Origin of the sequence: Mycobacterium sp. E1747 (assembly GCF_001667775.1) — a bacterium.
Lineage (GTDB): Bacteria > Actinomycetota > Actinomycetes > Mycobacteriales > Mycobacteriaceae > Mycobacterium.
In genome coordinates this window covers 1-17,471 of sequence record NZ_LZJI01000170.1, presented here as the reverse complement: position 1 = coordinate 17,471, position 17,471 = coordinate 1, and the positions used below count along the sequence as shown (strand labels likewise).

Here is a 17,471-nt window from a genome sequence, read left to right as displayed (position 1 = left end):
ACGACCGGTTTCCAGGAAGGCGGATGACGTGCGGTTCACCTACGCGGAGGCGATGACCGACCACAAGTACTACATTCCGCTGGCTCAGGCTGCCGAGGCAGCCGGGTACCACGCGATGACGATCGCCGACAGCATTGCCTACCCCTTCGAGTCAGATTCGAAGTACCCGTACACCCCCGACGGTGATCGCGAGTTCCTCGACGGCAAGGAGTTCATCGAAACTTTCGTGCTGACAGCCGCTTTGGGCGCGGTGACGACGAAGCTGCACTTCAACTTCTTCGTGCTCAAGCTGCCGATCCGGCCGCCGGCGTTGGTGGCCAAGCAGATCGGTTCGTTGGCCGCGCTGACTAACAACCGGGTGGGATTCGGCGTCGGCACCAGCCCGTGGCCGGAGGACTACGAACTGCTGGGCGTCCCCTTCGCCAAGCGCGGCAAGCGCATGGACGAATGCATCGAGATCATCCAGGGACTCACCACCGGCGACTACTTCGAGTTCCACGGCGAGTTCTATGACATCCCGAAGACGAAGATGGCGCCGGCTCCCACCCAACCGATCCCAATCCTGATCGGCGGGCACGCCGACGGGGCGCTGCGCCGCGCGGCCCGCCTGGATGGCTGGATGCATGGGGGCGGCGACCCGGCGGAACTCGACGGGCTCATCGCCAAGCTCAAGCGGTATCGCGAAGAGGCGGGCAAGACGGGACCGTTCCAGATTCACGTCATCTCGGCCGACGCCTACACCGTCGACGGGATCAAACGCCTCGAGGACAAGGGCGTCACCGACGCCATCGTCGGCTTCCGCATCCCCTACATCAAAGGCAACGACACCGAGCCGCTGGAAAACAAGATCCGCAACCTCGAGATGTTCGCGGAGAACGTCATCGCGAAGGTGTAGACGGCGATCGCGAGCACGGCGTTCACGCCGGGCGAAGCGGGCCGCCGCCATCGGGCGCCCTCACAGACCCGAACCCGGCGTGTTCCCAGGCGACCCGGACATCGGGCACCAGCGTGAATGCCAGCCCTTCGCCGACCGCCACACCGTTGACTGCGGGCATGCGCGCAACGGTGGCGACGACGGTGTTCACCGGCAGGGGCATACCGTGGTTGGGCCGGCACGTCGAAGGAGAGAGCATGGCACGAACCGAAGGTGACAGCTGGGACCTGGCCAACAGCGTGGGAGCGACAGCCACCATGGTCGCCGCCGCGCGGGCCGCCGCGAGCAGGCAACCGCAACCGGTGGTCACGGACGACTTCGCCGAACCGCTGGTGCGTGCCGTGGGATTGGACGTGTTCACCAAGCTGGCCAGCGGCGAACTCGACGCCGGCGACCTCGAACGGGACGTCGGGTTTCTCCGGATGGTCGACACCTTCGCCGCCCGTGCCCGGTATTTCGACGACTATTTCGCCGCGGCCGGCCAGGCCGGCCTGCTGCAGGTGGTGATCGTGGCGTCGGGGCTGGATTCCCGCGCCTATCGGTTGCGCTGGCCGATCGGGACGACGGTGTACGAGATCGACCAGCCCGAAGTGATCGCGTTCAAGATGGCGACGATGGCCGAGATCGGGGCGGCCCCCACCGCCCAGCTTCGGACCGTGGGCATCGATCTGCGGGAGGATTGGCCGGCGGCGCTGCAGGAGGAGGGCTTCGATCCGGCCCACCCCACGGCGTGGCTCGCGGAGGGTGTCCTGATCGGGTGGCTTCCGCCGGAGGCCGAGGTTCGGCTGCTGGACTCGATCATCCCGCTGTCCGCCGAGGGCAGCCGGTTCGCCGCCGACTTCGGGACGGTGACGGGCAGTTCGCCGCAGGACCAGGAGCAAGCCCGGCTGATGACCGAGGGCTGGCGACGGTGGGGACTCGAGATGGATCTCACCGGCCTGACCTACCCCGGCGCACACACCGACGTCGCCGCGCTGCTGCACGAGAACGGGTGGGAAACCGCGGTATCGCGGCTCACCGACCTGTTCTCCGCGGCCGGCCTGCCGGAGTTGGGGCAAGCGGCGCAACAAGTTCCGGCCACCACGATCAAATTCGTTCGGGCCGTGCGGCTTTAGCGCGTGCGAGGCCACCGAGTGTGGGGCCTACGGACGGTTGTGGGCCGAAAACCGTACCTAGGGCCCGCACTGGGCGCCCCTCTTGGCCAGCCACTCGGCCTGCATCACCAGTAGGGCCATGACCTCCAGCTGCGGGGTCTGGGGGTCCAGTTCGCGGTACCGCTGATAGACGTTGACGACGACCCGCTCCGCATCCAGCCAGGTCGCATACTCACCGAGATCGATCGTATCGGCCGCCTCCGACCACGACAGCCCCCTGCGGTAAGCGGCCTCGGATTGCTCACAGACATGCGCGAGATACCCCCGCACCGCGCGGATTCCGTCGGGATCGCTGACGGGGCCGTGCCCGGGCACGACCGTCGGCGCGTCGAGCGCGATCATCGTGTCGCACGCGGCGATCCAGTTGTCGATCGGGCCGGCCCACACGATCGGGGTGCAGCCGATGAACAGCAGGTCGCCACCGAAGAGGACGCCCGCATCGGGCACGTATGCCACCGAATCCGCAGCGGTGTGGGCGGGGCCCAGATTCAACAAGTCGATGCGCCGCCCACCCACCTCGATGGTCAGCTCGCGGTCGAACGTCTGGTCGGCGTTGCGCACCGTGATCCCGCTGAAGTCGAAGTGTCCGAACCGGTCTCGCGTGTAGGGGGTAGCGACCGGGCCGAGGTTCGCGGTCTGCGCCATCGCCAGCATCTCGGGCGCCATGCCGTGCGCGATCTCCTCGGCGGTCCCCCGCGCGGCGATGATCCGCACCGAGGCGTCGAGCAGTTGGTTGCCGTGGGTGTGGTCTCCGTTGGAGTGGGTGATCAGCGCGTCGGTGATGGGCGCCGACGAGGTGATATCCCGCATCGCCGCGAGCATTTCACGGGTCAGTGCCAGGTCGAAGAGGGTGTCCACGAGCAGCGACGCGCCGTCGCCGGCGACCAGTCCGGCGTTGCTCCATCCGTAGCCCCCGTCTGGCAGCGTCCAGGCCCACACCCGATCGGCCACCTCGTGCAGGCCGCGGGTGTAGGGCACTTTGGCCGGCGCCCGGTTCACCCGCGGCGCCGGAGGCGCGGCGTCCGGATTGGGCCGGGCCGCCAAGGGGTGCGGTGCGGGGCTGTCGCGCACGGTTTGCCGCGTCTCCCCGAGCCCTTGGACCTGGAGTGTGACGATGTCGCCGTCGTGCAGCCAGCCGGGAAACGAGTCCAGGGCCGCCGGGTTGAGGTGCTCGACGAGCGTGCACGTCGGGACGGTGCCGGAGCCGATGATGTCACCGGGGGCCAGGGTCACGCCGCGTGAGGCGTAGGAGATGACTTCGCCGAAGCTCCAATCCATTTGGGCGGTCGAGCCCGAACCGATCACGGCGTCGTTGACCAATGCGGTCACCCGCAGGTCCAGTCGGCCGGCGCGCCGGTACGGCTCGAGCTCGTCGGGCGTCACCAGATACGGGCCCAGCGTGACACCGCTGTCCTTGCCTTTGCCCTGGCCGATCCCGAGTTGGCTTTCCATCTGCTGCAGATCGCGCGCAGACCAGTCGTTGAAAATGGTGTAGCCGATGATGGCCCGTTCGGCTTGGTCTACGGTCAGGTCGCGCCCACCGGTTCCGATGACGGCGGCGATCTCCAATTCGAAGTCCTGCCAGGCGGTTCCGGGAGCGGTGGGAGCATCGTCGTAGGGCCCTAAAACCGTTGCCGGGCAGGCGAAATAGAACGCCGGTATGCGATACCAGGTGTCGGCGAGCGTGCGGCCGGCGCCCAGCGCGGCCTGGCAGTTGCGCATGTGATCCAGAAAGCACAGCGAGTCGCGGATGGACGGCGGCCGCGGGATCGGCGCCAGCAGCCGCACCGCACCCAGCGGCACGGTCTTCGCGGCGCGCAGCGCTTGCTCCCCGGCCGCGCGCAGGCTATCGGCGCCGCGGCCGATCAGGTCCAGCAGCGTTACGCCCGCGGGCATCGGGCAGATCGCATCACCCGAGAGCACCCCGGTGCGTTCGCCGTCGGCATCAAGGTAGGTCACCCATTTCATTCGCGCACCACCTCATTCGGTTCCTTATCCGGCCGCAGCCCACGCCAACTCGATTGGCGCAGGCGATCATCCGGCGTCCATTCGCTGTAGCGCACCTCCCCCACCAGCACCGGCTCGACGAACGTCACACCCTTGGCCTCGCTGCGAGGAAGCGGTGGGCTGAAGGGCGACCGGTCGGTGTGCAGGGGTGCCAGGGTCTTCTTCAGGCTCGCCAGGTCACGTTCGGTGAATCCGGTACCGACCCGCCCCGCGAAGTGCAGGCCGCCGTCGGTCGGGATGCCCATCAGTAGGGAGCCGATGCCGCTGCTGCGTCCGCCCTCGCCGGCCTTCCACCCACCGATGACGACTTCCTGGGTGTTCCAATGCTTGTCCTTGATCCACGACACCGAGCGTCGGCCCGGTTGATAGGTGGAGTCACGCTTCTTGGCGACAACGCCCTCCCAGCCGTGCCTGCCGGAGTGCTCCAGCGCCTGCTTCCCGTTGCCGGGCAGCAACTCGGGCACGATGAGCTCGCTACCACTGGCCAACGTTTCCAACAACTTTCGGCGGTCTTGGTAGCGCGCCCGCAGCAGCGAGCGGCCGTCGAGGTAGAGCAGGTCGAACGCCCAAAACTGCACGAGGCTGCCGCGGCCTCGGTTCTGCATCGCGTGAAAGCTGGGCGCGCCGGATGCGTCCAGGACGACGGCCTCCCCGTCGAGCACCACGTGATGCTCGGCGAGATCGTCTGCCAGCGACCGCAATTGGGGGTATTCGTTGGTGACTTCCCGGCCGCGGCGGGAGCGCACCCGCAGGCTGCCGTGGTCGATCTCGACGAGCAGCCGGTAGCCGTCCCATTTGCCTTCGAACGCCCACTGGCTCGCCTTGCACGCCCCGATCGAGCCGTGGGTGGCGAGCATGGGCGCGAGCCCGTCGAAGTCGAAGGTCTTCTGATCTTTCATGCGGTGCGCCAGCCACTGGTCACCCTTGGTGTGGATCAGCGCGTAGCGGCCGGAAACCTTAGTGCCGTGCAGATTGACGATCACCTCGTCATCGCGAAACTTCTCCGCCTCGTAGGTTCCGGCGTCCCAGATGATCACCTTCCCGGCGCCGTACTCCCCTTTGGGAATGTTGCCCTCGAACGTGGCGTATTCCAACGGGTGGTCCTCGGTGTGTACTGCCAGGTGGTTCACGGATGTGGACTCGGGGAGGTTTTTCGGCACCGCCCACGACACCAGCACGCCGTCTTTCTCCAGCCGGAAGTCGTAGTGCAGCCTGCGGGCGTGGTGCTCCTGGATGACGAACGAATTGCCGTGGCCGGTTTGGGGTTTCGCGCGCGGGACCGGCTCAGGGGTTTTCGACGCGTCCCGCATGCTGCGGTACTTCGTCAACCGGTCGGGGACGGCGACGTCGTTGTCCAGTGCCGCCAGCAGATCCCCGTCGCGCGCCACCCGGCCCAGCACCTCGTCGTAGCGCAACTGACGCAGCGACGCGGGATCGTCGATCTCCTCCCACGTGCGCGGGGCCGCGACCGTCGGGTGTTCGCGTCCGCGCAACGAATACGGGGCGATCGTGGTCTTTGCGCCGTTGTTCTGGCTCCAGTCGAGGAACACCTTGCCCGCTCGCAGGCTTCGCGTCATGGTCGACGTGACCAGTTTTGGCATCGACTTTTCCAGTTGCTGGGCAACGCGTTTCGCCAACACCGTCGCGCCCCTGCTGCTCACCGGCTCCGCCAGCGGCGCGTAGAGGTGCAGGCCCTTGCTGCCACTGGTGAGCGGGAACAGGGTCAGCCCGATCCCGTCGATGAGGTCGCGAACGGCGTGGGCCACCTCGGCCAGCTGGGCCATGGTCACACCGTCGCCAGGGTCGAGGTCGAACACCAGCCGGGTCGCCGGGCCGGGCTTGAGCGCCTCGGCCTTGCTTCGGGTCCATTCGGCAACGAACCTCCATTGGGGCACGTGCACCTCCAGCGCGGCCTGTTGCGCGATCCACGCCAAACCGTCGAGGCTGTCGACGATCGGATAAGTCGTGGTCCCGGAACGGTGCGTGACGCTGGCGCGGGGCAACCATTCCGGCGCCGAGGAGGCCAGCTGCTTTTCGAAAAACGATGACTCCTCAACGCCATTCGGCCAGCGCTTGCGGGTGGCCGGGCGTCCGGCGATATGCGGGATCATCACCTCGGCGATGCGGGTGTAGTAGTCGAAGACATCCCGCTTGGTGGTGCCGGTGGCGGGGTAGAGCACCTTGTCGGCATTGGTGAGTTTCACCCGCGGTGCCATGTTGTCAACCTACGCGCCCGAAGAGTGATCATTGTTACCACCACGGATTATGTCTCAAACGTAAATTTCTGTGACATCAGTCACGAAGGCGTTAGTCTCGCGGGCCGCGCGGGCAAGGGATAGCGATGCGCATAATGTCCAGACGTCCAGAAGGCGGCGTCCCCCTCAGCAATGCCACCCTCGGACTGCACTCCCAGCGAATCGCGGTACCCACCTACGAGAGATCGGCCCTGCAGCGCAGCGTCGTGCACATCGGTGCAGGCAACTTCCACCGCGCCCATCAGGCCGTTTACTTCGATGACCTTGCCCGCTCGGGGATTTCACATCGGTGGGGCGTCACCGGTGTCAATCTGCACTCCCCGGAGGCCAAAGACTTGCTGTCGGCACAGGACGGGCTATACACCGTGGTACAGCGCGGCCATGACGGCCAGACCGCCCGCGTCGTCGGCTCGATCGGCTCCGTGCATTTCGCTCCGAATGATGGCGCGGCGGTCCGCGCCGCCCTGGCAGATCCGCAAACCCGCATCGTCAGCCTGACGATCACCGACAACGGATACTTCCTGGATCCGGTCACCGACGAGTTCGACGTCAACCACCCCGACGTGCGGGCCGACCTGGTCGCGTCCGATGGCTATGCCACCGCATGGGGGTATCTGGCCGAGGCCCTCGACCGGCGCCGCCGCTCAGGGCTCGCGCCGTTCACCGTGCTCTGCTGCGACAACATTCCCGGCGATACCCGGCCGGCGAGAACCGCGCTGGTCTCGTTCGCTGCGTGCAAAGATGCGGCGCTGGCTCGCTGGATCGAAAGGCACGTCGCGTTCCCGTCGACGATGGTCGACCGCATCACCCCGCAAACCTCGAATTCGGAGCGCACGTTCGTCGAGCAGACCTTCGGCGTGGCCGACAAGTGTCCGGTCGTGACCGAACCGTATCGCCAATGGGTGATCGAGGATTCGTTCAGCAATGGGCGCCCGCCGCTGGAGGAGGTCGGCGCCGAATTCGTTGCCGATGTCAGCGAACACAAGCTGATCAAGACGCGTCTGCTCAACGGAACCCATATCGCGCTCGCGTGCTTGGCGACACTGGCCGGTTACCAACGCACCGACGAAGCGATGCGGGACCGTGTCCTATTCGACTACGTCGAGACCCTGCTGCGTGAGGAGATTCAGCCATTGCTGCCCGCGGTTCCCGGGATGAACACCCCGGCGTACCGCGCCACCTTGCTCGATCGGCTCAGCAATCCCCGCATGAGTGACCAATTGTCGCGGCTCGCCCGGCGGGGCACCACCAAAATCAACTCCTTTGTGCTGCCGTCCCTGCAGGAGGCGATCGCGCAGGGCAGACCGCACACGCTGCTGACATTGGCCGTTGCCGGATGGGCTCGGTATATGCGCGGCCACGACCTCCAGGGCCGCCGACTCCGCCTCGAGGACTCGCAGGCGATCCCGGTGGCTAGGTTGGCCAACATGGCCGGCAATAACCCTGATCCCCTGCTGCGGCATGCCATGTTCGCCGAGCTCCGCGCCGTTCCCGGTTTCGCGCGTCGCCTCGGCGACATGATCGCCGATATCGACACCCGCGGTGTATTGCCCACGCTGCGTGACGCGATGCGCAACGACGAGCGAGAGTTGGTGACACGATGAAAGACGGCCTGGCCTTTGTGCGCACTTTCGACCCGGCGCCGATCACGACCTTGCTTTGCGACGCCGACGACAACCTGTTCGCTTCGGAACGGCCGGCGTTCGAAGCGTCGACCCAGGTGATGAATCGTTTCCTGGCCAGGTTCGGCGTGACCGCTCCACTCGACTCGGAGGAGTTGCGTAAGCGGGCCGTTGGAAAGAACTTCCGCGCCATGGCGCTCGACCTGGCGACCCAATGCCGACTGCCGCTCGATGCGACGTTGGCGCACAGCCTTCCCGCAGCGGTGGTTGCCTCCGCCGACGACGTGGCGAAGGGCGCCGCGTTGTCGGCCGACGAACTCGAGCAGTGGGTACTCGAGGAGCGCGAACGGGTCACCGCGCATCTCGCCGTCACGCTGACCCCCGACCCGCGGGTACTCGAACCGCTGCGCGACCTGGCGCCGCGCTACGCGCTCGCGGCCGTGAGCTCCAGCGCCACCAAGCGCCTGCGCGCCTGTTTCGCCGCTACCGGCATCGACTCGCTGATATCGGAGGCGGTGACCTTCAGCGCGGAGGATTCGCTTGCTGTGCCCACAAGCAAACCCGACCCGGCGGTGTATCTGCATTCCGGTCAGGTGATGGGCGTCGCGGCAGAACAAGGCCTGGCCATCGAAGACTCGGTTGCCGGGGTGAGCTCCGCGGTCGCCGCAGGCTACGCCACCGTTGGCAATCTGATGTTTGTGCCGCCCGACGAACGGGATTGCCGCCGAGCGGATTTGATCGATGCCGGTGCAGTCGCGATAACCGATTCGTGGCGTGCGCTCGCCGATGTCCTGCTGTCGTCGGCGGTGACGACCGCAGGTTCCCCGCTCGCGTAGGGCATCGGCCGGCCCAAGCCGCCGGGCTTCGGCCCGCGGCCGTCATACGAGAGGTGCTGCGAGCCCAGTAACATTCGGGACCGTGGCCCGGTGAGGAGTTGGCCAATGGTGGCTAGCGCGATCAAGCTGAACAATGCGACGCTTTCCGAACTGCCGATCGACGCGCCGAACTATGACCGCGGCAGCGTGACCGTCGGTATCGCGCATATCGGCGCCGGGCATTTCCACCGGGCGCATCAGGCGGCGTACATCAATCTGCTGCTGCAGCAGGGTCTGGCACGCGACTGGGGCATCTGCGGCGTCGGGGCGCTGCCCACCGACTGGACCATGCGCGACGTCCTCAACGGTCAGGACGGGCTGTATACGCTGATCTTGGAGAATCCCAACGGCAGCCGCGACGCCCAAGTAATCGGGTCGATCGTGGACTACCGCTACGCCCCGGACGATCCGGAATCAGCGTTAGAGGTGCTCGCTGCGGCCTCCACCCGGATCATTTCGCTGACCATCACCGAGGGCGGGTACCGCGATCCGGATGGGCCGGCGTTCGCGTTGATCACCGAGGCCCTCGCCAGGCGGCGTGATCGCGGAATTCCCGCGCCGACAATCGTTTCCTGCGACAACATCGAGAACAACGGCGAGGTCGCCAAGCGCACCGTGCTCGCCGGTGCCGAACGCAGGGATCCCGCGTTGGCCGAGTGGGTGGCGAGCAACGCCCGCTTCCCCAGTTCGATGGTCGATCGCATCACTCCGGCAACGACTTTGGAGATGGCCGCGGAAGTGCGGCGCGACTTCGGTGTCGACGACAGGTGGCCGGTGGTGGCCGAACCCTTCACCGCCTGGGTGATCGAAGACGACTTCGCCGACGGCAGGCCCCCACTCGAGCAGGCGGGTGTGCTGATGGTCGACGACGTGCGCCCGTACGAATTGATGAAGCTGCGGCTGCTCAACGCGGGGCATCAGTGCCTGGCCTACTTCGCCCATCTATGTGGCTTCCGGTTCGTCCACGAGGCGGCGCGCGATCCACTGTTCGCCGCATTCCTGCTCTCGTACTTCGACACGGAGGCGATCCCCACCCTGCCGCCAGTGCCGGGAATAGACCTGCACGAGTACGGCCGCACGCTGGTCGAGCGGTTCGCCAACCCAGCCGTGCGCGACACCGTCGCGCGCATCTGTGCCTACTCATCGGACCGCATCCCGAAATGGCTGTTTCCCGTCATCTGCGACAACCTGGCCAACGACGGGCCGGTTCAGCTGGCGGCCGCGGCGGTGGCCAGCTGGGCGCGCTACGCCGAGGGCACCGATGAATGGGGTAAACCGTACGAAGTGGTGGACCAACTCGCGGATTCGCTCATTCCGATCGCCCGATCGCAACACCAGAATCCCACCGTGTTTATCGAGGTGACCGCCGTGTTCTGCGATCTGGCCCACCAACCACGGTTTGTCGAGGCGTATCGCTGGGCGCTGGACTCGTTGCACCACAAGGGAGCTCGGGCAACGCTGGAGGCTTTGGTGCGATGACCCGCGGGCTGGTGATCGGTGAATCGCTGATCGACATCGTCGATGGCAACGAGCATGTGGGTGGCAGTCCGCTCAACGTCGCCGTCGGACTCAGCCGGCTGGGCCGGCCCGTCGACTTTTTGACCCACATTGCCGACGACCCACATGGCCGGCGTATCGCCGAATACGTGAAAAGCGCGGGCGTACAGCTTGTGCCGGGCAGCATTACGGCCACCCGGACACCGACCGCGGCAGCGACCCTGACCGAGGATGGTTCCGCCACCTACACGTTTGACCTTCAGTGGCGGCTTTCCGGCACACCCGAGGTACCACCTCCGGTGTTGGTGCACACCGGGTCCATCGCCGCGATACGCGAACCGGGCTGCCTGGCGGTCGCGGCGTTGGTCGAGAGGTACCGCCTCTCGGCCACGGTCACCTTCGATCCCAACGTGCGGCCGTCGCTGATCGCCGACCGCGATTCGGGCCGCGCACGTATCGAGCACCTGATCGAGCGCAGCGACATCGTCAAGGTCAGCGACGAGGACCTGCGCTGGATCGACCCCGGGCGCGAGCCGGAACAGACGGCTCGGACATGGTTGGCGTCGGGACCGGCGATCGTCGTGGTGACGATGGGTGCCCGTGGTGCGGTTGCGCTGTGCTCGGCCGGCGAGGCACGCGTGGCCGCCAGACCGGTCCACGTGGTGGACACCGTCGGCGCCGGCGACGCGTTCATGGTCGGCCTGCTCGACGCGCTGTGGGGCATGGATGTGCTGGGCGCCGACCGGCGGGCCGCCCTGCGCAGCATCTCGATCGACGCCCTGACCGGAGCGCTCGACACGGCGACTCTGTCGTCTGCGGCGACCGTGGGCCGCGCCGGGGCGCAGCTCCCCGACCGCGCGGAGCTGGGGGCCCAGGCAAACCGGCGGTAACCTCCCGGCCGGCTTCAATGCGGTCACGAGCTGGGCGCAACGGCCCCGCGTCCTGTTAGCCGGCGAACAGTATGGGCATACTGACTTACATGCGCTCCATCTGGAAGGGCTCGATCGCATTCGGGCTGGTCAACGTCCCGGTCAAGGTGTACAGCGCCACCCAGGACCACGACATCAAGTTCCATCAGGTGCACGCCAAGGACAACGGCCGCATCCGATACCAACGCGTGTGCGAAGTGGACGGCGAGGTCGTCGAATACCGTGACATCGCCCGGGCGTTCGAATCCGACGACGGACAGATGGTCATCATCACCGACGACGACATCTCCACCCTGCCCGAAGAACGCAGCCGCGAAATCGAGGTACTGGAGTTCGTTCCCGCCCAAGAGGTCGACCCCATGCTGTTCGACCGGAGCTATTTCCTGGAGCCGGACTCCAAGTCATCGAAATCGTATGTGCTGCTGGCGAAGACGCTCGCCGAGACCGACCGGATGGCGATCGTCCACTTCACGTTGCGCAACAAGACGCGGCTGGCGGCGTTGCGCGTCAAAGACTTCGGCAAGCGCGACGTGATGATGGTGCACACCCTGTTGTGGCCCGACGAGATCCGCGACCCGGACTTCCCGGTGCTCGACAAGGAGGTCGAAATCAAGCCCGCGGAACTGAAAATGGCCGGTCAGGTGGTGGAGTCGATGGCCGAAGACTTCAACCCGGACCGCTATCACGACACCTATCAGGAGCAGCTGCAGGAGCTGATCGACGCGAAACTCGAAGGCGGTGAGGCGTTTACCACCGAGGAGCAGCCGAAGGAGCTCGACGAGACCGAGGATGTCTCCGACCTGCTGGCCAAGCTGGAGGCCAGCGTGAAGGCTCGTTCGGGCGATGGCAAGGCCCCGGCCAAGAAGGCACCGGCCAAGAAAACGGCCGCCAAGAAGACCACCGCAAAGAAGACGACGGCGAAGAAGGCACCTGCCAAGAAGGCCGCGTCGAAGTCCTGACCCGGACCAGGCGCGTGCTCAGCGCCGGCGCGTCGCCAGGAACCGGGTCGCCGCCGCGATCAGGTTGATCACGGCGACCATGATGATCAGGCTCAGCGCCGCACCCCAGATGCGCAGGAACCCCGCGTGTTCGGGGTTGGTGAGTTCGGTGTAGATCAGCAACGGCAGCGACGCCATGTTGCCGTGGAAAACGTCGAGGTTGATCGAGCGGCTGTAGCCCACCAGCACCAGCACCGGGGCGGTTTCCCCGATGACCCGCGCGACCGACAACAAGACGCCGGAGACGATGCCGGGCATGGCGATCGGGAAGACGATCCGCATGATGGTCTTCCACTTGGGAACACCGAGCGCGTAGCTCGCCTCCCGCAGGTCGTCGGGCACCAGCCTGAGCATCTCCTCGGCGGACCGCACCACCACCGGCAGCATCAACAAAACCAGCGCCAGCGAAACCGCGAAGGAGCTCTGCTGGAATCCCAGCGTGGCGATCCAGAGGCTGAAGATGAACAGCGCAGCCACGATCGAGGGCACGCCGGCGAGCACGTCCACCATGAAGGTTGTCAGCCGTACCAACCGGCCGGACCCGTATTCCACCAGGAAGACTGCGGTCATCAGCCCCAGCGGCACGGACAGCAGCGCGGCCACCCCGGCCTGCACCACGGTTCCGTACAACGCGTGATAGATCCCGCCGGCGAACTGCTCCGGCAGGATGCCGTGCAGCGAATGGGTCCACCAACCCGTCCGGGTGACCGCATACCAGCCCCGGGCTATCACGACCGACAGGACCCAAGCCAGCGGCACCAGGGCGATGAGGAACGAGGCGACGAAGAAGACCGTCGCCGCGTCGTTGGTGAGCCGCCGGCGGATGCTGACGGGCCGGAAGGCCTGCGCTTTGACCGGCCGGTCGAAAACGTTGACCGTCATCCGTTGACCTTCCCACCGGCGACGGCGCGAGCCAGTGCGTTGACGACGAATGTCAAGACGAACAGCGCGAATCCCGCGGCGATGTAGGCCCCGGTGGGTAACGGTTCACTGAATTCGGCTGCCGCCGAGGCAATTTTCGAGGCGAACGTGTAGCCGCCGTCGAACAGCGACCAAGTTCCGGGGCGTGCGGCCGAACGCAGGATGATCAGCACCGCCACCGTCTCGCCGAGCGCCCGGCCCAACCCCAACATGGATGCCGCGATGACACCGCTGCGACCGAACGGCAGCACGGTCATCCGCACCACCTCCCACTTGGTGGCCCCCAGCGCCTGCGCGGCCTCCATCTGGATGTGCGGGGTCTGGCGGAATACCTCCCGCGAGACCGACGTGATGATCGGCAGAATCATCGCCGAAAGCACGATGCCCGCGGTGAAGATGGTGCCGCCACCGGCGAGCGACACGTTGCCCTGCTTGAACAGGAAGAACCAGCCCAGGTGGCGATTGAGGAACGCGGCGACGGGCTCGATCTTGGGCGCCAGCACGAAGATGCCCCACAACCCGAAGATGATCGAGGGCACCGCGGCCAGCAGGTCAACGACGGCCCCGAACGGGCGAGCCAGTCGCTTGGGGGCATATTGGGTGAGGAACACCGCGATACCCACCGCAATCGGCACCGCGAGCACCAGCGCGGTGATCGAGCTGAGCACCGTGACCATCAACAGGTCACGGATGCCGAACGCGAGCCTGCCCGGATCGGTGGTACTGAACTGGGCACTGGTGAAGAAGTTCGCGTGGTTGGCCCGCAACGACGGAACGGCACGGATCAGCAAGAACACCGCGATCAGCAGGATCGCGGCCACGATCGTCGAACCGGCGGCGGCGGTCGCCAACTTGAACAGCCGGTCACCCCGTCGACCTGAGGGTGCGCCCAGCGCCGTGAGCGCAGGTTTTTCCGTGGTCGACGGGCTGGCTACCGCTCCTCGGGTCACGACCACCTCAAATCACGTGATGGCGTTGATCGAAGCCGACAGTCTCGACTTGAACGAATCCGGAATGGGAATGTACCCATTGTCGGCCAGGCCACTCTGCCCCGCACCGATCGTACTTTGCAGGAAAGCCTTGACCGCCGAGCCGACCTGGGAGTCGGGATACTTCGAGCAAACGATCTCGTATGTCGCCAGCACGATCGGGTATGACCCGGGCTGGGTCGGCTTGTAGAAGGAGAGCGTGTCCAGCACCAGGTCGTTGCCCTGCCCGTTGATCTTGGCGCCGGAGATGGTCTTGCCGACCGAGTCGGCGCTGATCGCCACCGCGTCCGGGCCGGCCGACGTGACGACCTTGGCCATGTCCAGTTTCTGCGCCTCGGCGAACGACCACTCGTTGTAGGTGATCGACCCCTCGGTGGCCTTGATGGCCGCCGACGTTCCGTCGTTGCCCTTGGCGCCCTCGCCGACACCGCCCTTGAACGTCTTGCCGGCCCCCTTGCCCCACGCGCCGTTCGAGGCGGCGTCAAGGTACTTCTGGAAGTTGTCCGTGGTGCCGGATTCGTCGTTGCGGAACACCACATGGATCGGCTCGGCGGGCAACGTGACACCGGGGTTCAGCGCCGCGATTGCCGGGTCGTTCCACGTCGTGATGGCGCCGTTGAAGATCTTCGCCGCCGCGGGTCCGTCCAGGCTCAGCGAACTCAAACCCTTGACGTTGTAGGTGATGGCGATCGGGCCGAACACCACCGGCAGGTTCCATGCCGGCGAGCCGCAGCGCTGCTGCGCCGCGGCATATTCCTTCGCCGCTAGCGGCGAGTCCGAGCCCCCGAAATCGGTTTGGTTGCCGTTGAATTCACTGATTCCCGCGCCCGACCCATTGGCCGTGTAGTTCAACGTCTGGCCCGGGCAGGCCTGTTCGAAGGCGTTGACGAAGCGGGTCATCGCGTTGGCCTGGGCGGTCGATCCGCTGGCCTTCAGCGTCTTCTTACCGCCGCAGCTGACCTTGCCCGACGCCGAGCCGCTCGTCCCGCTGCTCCCGCCGTTGGCGTTGTTGTCGCTTCCGCACCCCGACAACGCCAGCGCGGCAGCCGTCAGAACGCTCAGCGCGGCACCGAATCGGTTGAGTTTCAAGTCACTTCCTAACGGTACGGATGAAACATGATTGGCGGCGTTCTCCTGGCCGCTACCCGGCGATGAGCCGTCTCTCGCAGCAAGGAAGCTAACAGCAAGAAGGTTAACGTTGGGCAAATTGCTGTCGGCCGATTGTCGCTGGCCAAACGGCTTGGGGGCGGCCCGCACGCCGGAAGCGGGAGGGCTCACGAAATGGCGTCGATCGCCGCCGACAACCGGGGTTTGAACGACTCGGGAACCGGGATGTATCCGTTGTCCGCCAGGCCGTCCTGCCCCGCGCCGACGGTGCTGTGCAGGAAAGCCTTGACGGCCGCGGCGACCTGGGGATCCGGATACTTCGAACAGACGATCTCGTAAGTCGCGAGCACGATGGGGTAGGAACCGGGCTGGGCCGGTTTGTAGAAGGAGAAGGTGTCAACGACCAGGTCGTTGCCGTCCTCGGTGAAGTCGGCCCCCGCGATCGTCTTGCCCACCGAATCGGCGCTGATCGCCACGGCGTCCGGGCCGGCCGACGTGATGATCCTGGCCATGTTGAGCTTCTGCGCCTGGGCGAACGACCACTCGTTGTAGGTGATCGACCCCTCGGTGGCCTTGACCGCCGCCGACGTTCCGTCGTTGCCCCTGACGCCCTCGCCGACGCCGCCGTTGAATGTCTTTCCGATGCCCTTGTCCCAGGCGCCGTTGGCCGCGGAATCCAGGTATTTCTGAAAATTGTCCGTGGTGCCGGACTGGTCGTTACGGAAGATCACCCGAATCGGCTCGGCGGGTAGAGGCACGCCCGGGTTCAACGCCGCAATGGCCGGATCGCTCCACGCGGTGACCTCGCCCTTGAATATCTTGGCGGCCGTCGGACCATCCAGGTTCAGCGACGTCACGCCCTTGACGTTGTAGCTGATCGCGATCGGCCCGAACACCACCGGCAAATTCCACGCCGGCGAACCGCAACGCTGACGCGCCGCGAAGTATTCGATGGGTGCCAGGGGTGAATCTGACCCCGCGAAATCGGTTTGGCTGCCCGTGAATTCACCGATTCCCGCGCCCGAGCCGTTGGGCGTGTAGTTCAGCGTCCAGCCCGGGCAGGCTTGCTCGAACGCCTTGATGAAGCGAGTCATCGCGTTGCCCTGGGCGGTCGATCCGCTCGCCTTCAGCGACTTGGCCCCGCCACAGCTCACCTTGGCGGCCGACGTGCCCGTCGCGGGACGTCCACCCGCCGCGTTGTCATTACTCCCACAGCCGGACAGCGTCAGGACGGCCGCGACGCTCAGCGCAGCGCCAAACCGGTTCAGCCCCAATATGATCCCCGACGGACAAGTTCGAACATGATCGCCACCATTCGATAGCCGTGCGCACCGACCAAACGGTCAGCACTAAGGCTAATGCCGGGCGAATGTTCTCGCAGTGGACGAGAGAGGCGCCGAGTCCACCCCGGCACGGGGCGATGCGGCGTCCGGCCCATATGTAAAAGTAGAACCTGTTCCAGAAATGCCGCATCCGATGCGGCATGGCTTGCTACCGTGTCGGCTGACACCTTGGGCGAAGAGAGGCCGCAATGATCCTTGACAGATTTCGTCTCGACGACAAAGTCGCCGTCATCACCGGTGCCGGCCGCGGGCTCGGGGCAGCGATCGCCTTGGCTTTCGCCGAGGCGGGCGCCGATGTCCTCATCGCCTCGCGTACGGAATCGCAACTAGAAGGCGTCGCCGAGCAGGTCCGAGCCGCGGGTCGACGGGCGCACATCGTCGCCGCCGACCTCGCCCATCCCGAGGCGACCGCGGAGCTGGCCGGCCAGGCGGTCGAGGCCTTCGGGAAACTAGACATCGTCGTCAACAACGTCGGCGGAACCATGCCGAACACACTGCTGACCACCTCGACCAAGGACCTCAAGGACGCGTTCACCTTCAATGTCGCCACCGCCCACGCGCTGACCGTCGCGGCGGTGCCCCTGATGCTCGAGCACTCCGGTGAGGGCAGCATCATCAACATCACCTCAACCATGGGCCGGCTGGCCGGCCGGGGCTTCGCCGCCTACGGCACCGCGAAGGCCGCGCTGTCCCACTACACCCGGCTGACCGCGCTAGACCTGTGCCCGCGCATCCGGGTCAACGCGATCGCACCGGGATCGATCCTCACCTCCGCGCTCGACGTGGTCGCGTCCAACGAGGAGCTGCGTGCGCCCATGGAGAAGGCCACCCCCATGCACC

The 17,471-nt window shown here is 66.2% G+C and carries 15 protein-coding genes; 8 read left to right on the top strand and 7 right to left on the bottom strand.

The window, feature by feature from the left end; genetic code table 11:
• Positions 1-28: 28 nt before the first annotated feature.
• On the top strand, positions 29-895 hold the full coding sequence (locus tag A5695_RS16445) for an LLM class flavin-dependent oxidoreductase (RefSeq protein ID WP_068084107.1): 867 nt from the start codon (positions 29-31) through the stop codon (positions 893-895).
• A 22-nt stretch (positions 896-917) separates the two neighbouring features.
• On the opposite strand, the gene A5695_RS30325 is transcribed toward A5695_RS16445, so the two are convergent.
• Positions 918-1,133: a hypothetical protein gene (locus A5695_RS30325; protein ID WP_369830200.1), complete on the bottom strand. Its 216-nt coding sequence runs from the start codon at positions 1,131-1,133 to the stop codon at positions 918-920.
• Between A5695_RS30325 and A5695_RS16435 the strand changes: the two genes are divergently transcribed.
• Positions 1,132-2,049: an SAM-dependent methyltransferase gene (locus tag A5695_RS16435; RefSeq protein ID WP_068084102.1), complete on the top strand. Its 918-nt coding sequence runs from the start codon at positions 1,132-1,134 to the stop codon at positions 2,047-2,049. The two genes, A5695_RS30325 and A5695_RS16435, sit on opposite strands and share 2 nt — an antisense overlap.
• A gap of 57 nt (positions 2,050-2,106) precedes the next feature.
• On the opposite strand, the gene A5695_RS16430 is transcribed toward A5695_RS16435, so the two are convergent.
• Positions 2,107-4,056 carry a fumarylacetoacetate hydrolase family protein gene (locus A5695_RS16430; protein ID WP_068084099.1) on the bottom strand — a complete coding sequence of 650 codons (1,950 nt, stop codon included), beginning with the start codon at positions 4,054-4,056 and terminating at the stop codon, positions 2,107-2,109.
• Positions 4,053-6,311: an ATP-dependent DNA ligase gene (locus tag A5695_RS16425; RefSeq protein ID WP_068084097.1), complete on the bottom strand. Its 2,259-nt coding sequence runs from the start codon at positions 6,309-6,311 to the stop codon at positions 4,053-4,055. Before A5695_RS16425 ends, A5695_RS16430 begins: the two co-directional genes overlap by 4 nt.
• A gap of 134 nt (positions 6,312-6,445) precedes the next feature.
• On the opposite strand from A5695_RS16425, the gene A5695_RS16420 reads away from it, so the two are divergent.
• From A5695_RS16420 to A5695_RS16400, 5 genes are all read left to right on the top strand, one after another.
• Entirely contained in the window at positions 6,446-7,954 is a 1,509-nt protein-coding gene (locus A5695_RS16420; protein WP_197515517.1) for a mannitol dehydrogenase family protein, read from the top strand.
• The gene (locus A5695_RS16415) at positions 7,951-8,808 is read left to right on the top strand and encodes an HAD family phosphatase (RefSeq protein WP_068084094.1); all 858 of its coding nucleotides are present in this window, start codon (positions 7,951-7,953) and stop codon (positions 8,806-8,808) included. Before A5695_RS16420 ends, A5695_RS16415 begins: the two co-directional genes overlap by 4 nt.
• A gap of 105 nt (positions 8,809-8,913) precedes the next feature.
• Positions 8,914-10,326, top strand: a complete 1,413-nt coding sequence (locus tag A5695_RS16410) for a mannitol dehydrogenase family protein (RefSeq protein ID WP_068084092.1) — start codon at positions 8,914-8,916, stop codon at positions 10,324-10,326.
• Positions 10,323-11,234 (top strand): carbohydrate kinase, encoded by a 912-nt coding sequence (locus tag A5695_RS16405; protein ID WP_068084089.1) that lies wholly within the window; start codon positions 10,323-10,325, stop codon positions 11,232-11,234. Before A5695_RS16410 ends, A5695_RS16405 begins: the two co-directional genes overlap by 4 nt.
• An 89-nt stretch (positions 11,235-11,323) precedes the next feature.
• On the top strand, positions 11,324-12,232 hold the full coding sequence (locus A5695_RS16400; RefSeq protein WP_068084086.1) for a Ku protein: 909 nt from the start codon (positions 11,324-11,326) through the stop codon (positions 12,230-12,232).
• A gap of 18 nt (positions 12,233-12,250) precedes the next feature.
• Here A5695_RS16400 and pstA read toward each other — a convergent pair whose 3' ends face one another.
• The 4 genes from pstA to pstS (A5695_RS16380) form a co-directional block, all read right to left on the bottom strand.
• Positions 12,251-13,153: a phosphate ABC transporter permease PstA gene (gene pstA, locus A5695_RS16395; RefSeq protein WP_068084083.1), complete on the bottom strand. Its 903-nt coding sequence runs from the start codon at positions 13,151-13,153 to the stop codon at positions 12,251-12,253.
• On the bottom strand, positions 13,150-14,148 hold the full coding sequence (pstC, locus tag A5695_RS16390; RefSeq protein ID WP_068084080.1) for a phosphate ABC transporter permease subunit PstC: 999 nt from the start codon (positions 14,146-14,148) through the stop codon (positions 13,150-13,152). Before pstC ends, pstA begins: the two co-directional genes overlap by 4 nt.
• Before the next feature lie 6 nt (positions 14,149-14,154).
• Positions 14,155-15,270 carry a phosphate ABC transporter substrate-binding protein PstS gene (pstS, locus tag A5695_RS16385; RefSeq protein ID WP_068084077.1) on the bottom strand — a complete coding sequence of 372 codons (1,116 nt, stop codon included), beginning with the start codon at positions 15,268-15,270 and terminating at the stop codon, positions 14,155-14,157.
• A gap of 185 nt (positions 15,271-15,455) precedes the next feature.
• Entirely contained in the window at positions 15,456-16,562 is a 1,107-nt protein-coding gene (pstS, locus tag A5695_RS16380; protein ID WP_068084072.1) for a phosphate ABC transporter substrate-binding protein PstS, read from the bottom strand.
• A 257-nt stretch (positions 16,563-16,819) separates the two neighbouring features.
• On the opposite strand from pstS (A5695_RS16380), the gene A5695_RS16375 reads away from it, so the two are divergent.
• Positions 16,820-17,471: SDR family oxidoreductase (locus A5695_RS16375; RefSeq protein ID WP_068084069.1), on the top strand; the 652-nt coding region annotated here is incomplete at its 3' end.

Bases quoted from the DNA above. Each gene is read 5' to 3' on its own strand.
- A5695_RS16435 (WP_068084102.1), top strand. From the start codon at position 1,132: ATGGCACGAACCGAAGGTGACAGCTGGGACCTGGCCAACAGCGTGGGA.
- A5695_RS30325 (WP_369830200.1), bottom strand. From the start codon at position 1,133: ATGCTCTCTCCTTCGACGTGCCGGCCCAACCACGGTATGCCCCTGCCG.
- A5695_RS16430 (WP_068084099.1), bottom strand. From the start codon at position 4,056: ATGAAATGGGTGACCTACCTTGATGCCGACGGCGAACGCACCGGGGTG.
- A5695_RS16425 (WP_068084097.1), bottom strand. From the start codon at position 6,311: ATGGCACCGCGGGTGAAACTCACCAATGCCGACAAGGTGCTCTACCCC.
- A5695_RS16420 (WP_197515517.1), top strand. From the start codon at position 6,446: ATGTCCAGACGTCCAGAAGGCGGCGTCCCCCTCAGCAATGCCACCCTC.
- A5695_RS16415 (WP_068084094.1), top strand. From the start codon at position 7,951: ATGAAAGACGGCCTGGCCTTTGTGCGCACTTTCGACCCGGCGCCGATC.
- A5695_RS16410 (WP_068084092.1), top strand. From the start codon at position 8,914: ATGGTGGCTAGCGCGATCAAGCTGAACAATGCGACGCTTTCCGAACTG.
- A5695_RS16405 (WP_068084089.1), top strand. From the start codon at position 10,323: ATGACCCGCGGGCTGGTGATCGGTGAATCGCTGATCGACATCGTCGAT.
- A5695_RS16400 (WP_068084086.1), top strand. From the start codon at position 11,324: ATGCGCTCCATCTGGAAGGGCTCGATCGCATTCGGGCTGGTCAACGTC.
- pstA (WP_068084083.1), bottom strand. From the start codon at position 13,153: ATGACGGTCAACGTTTTCGACCGGCCGGTCAAAGCGCAGGCCTTCCGG.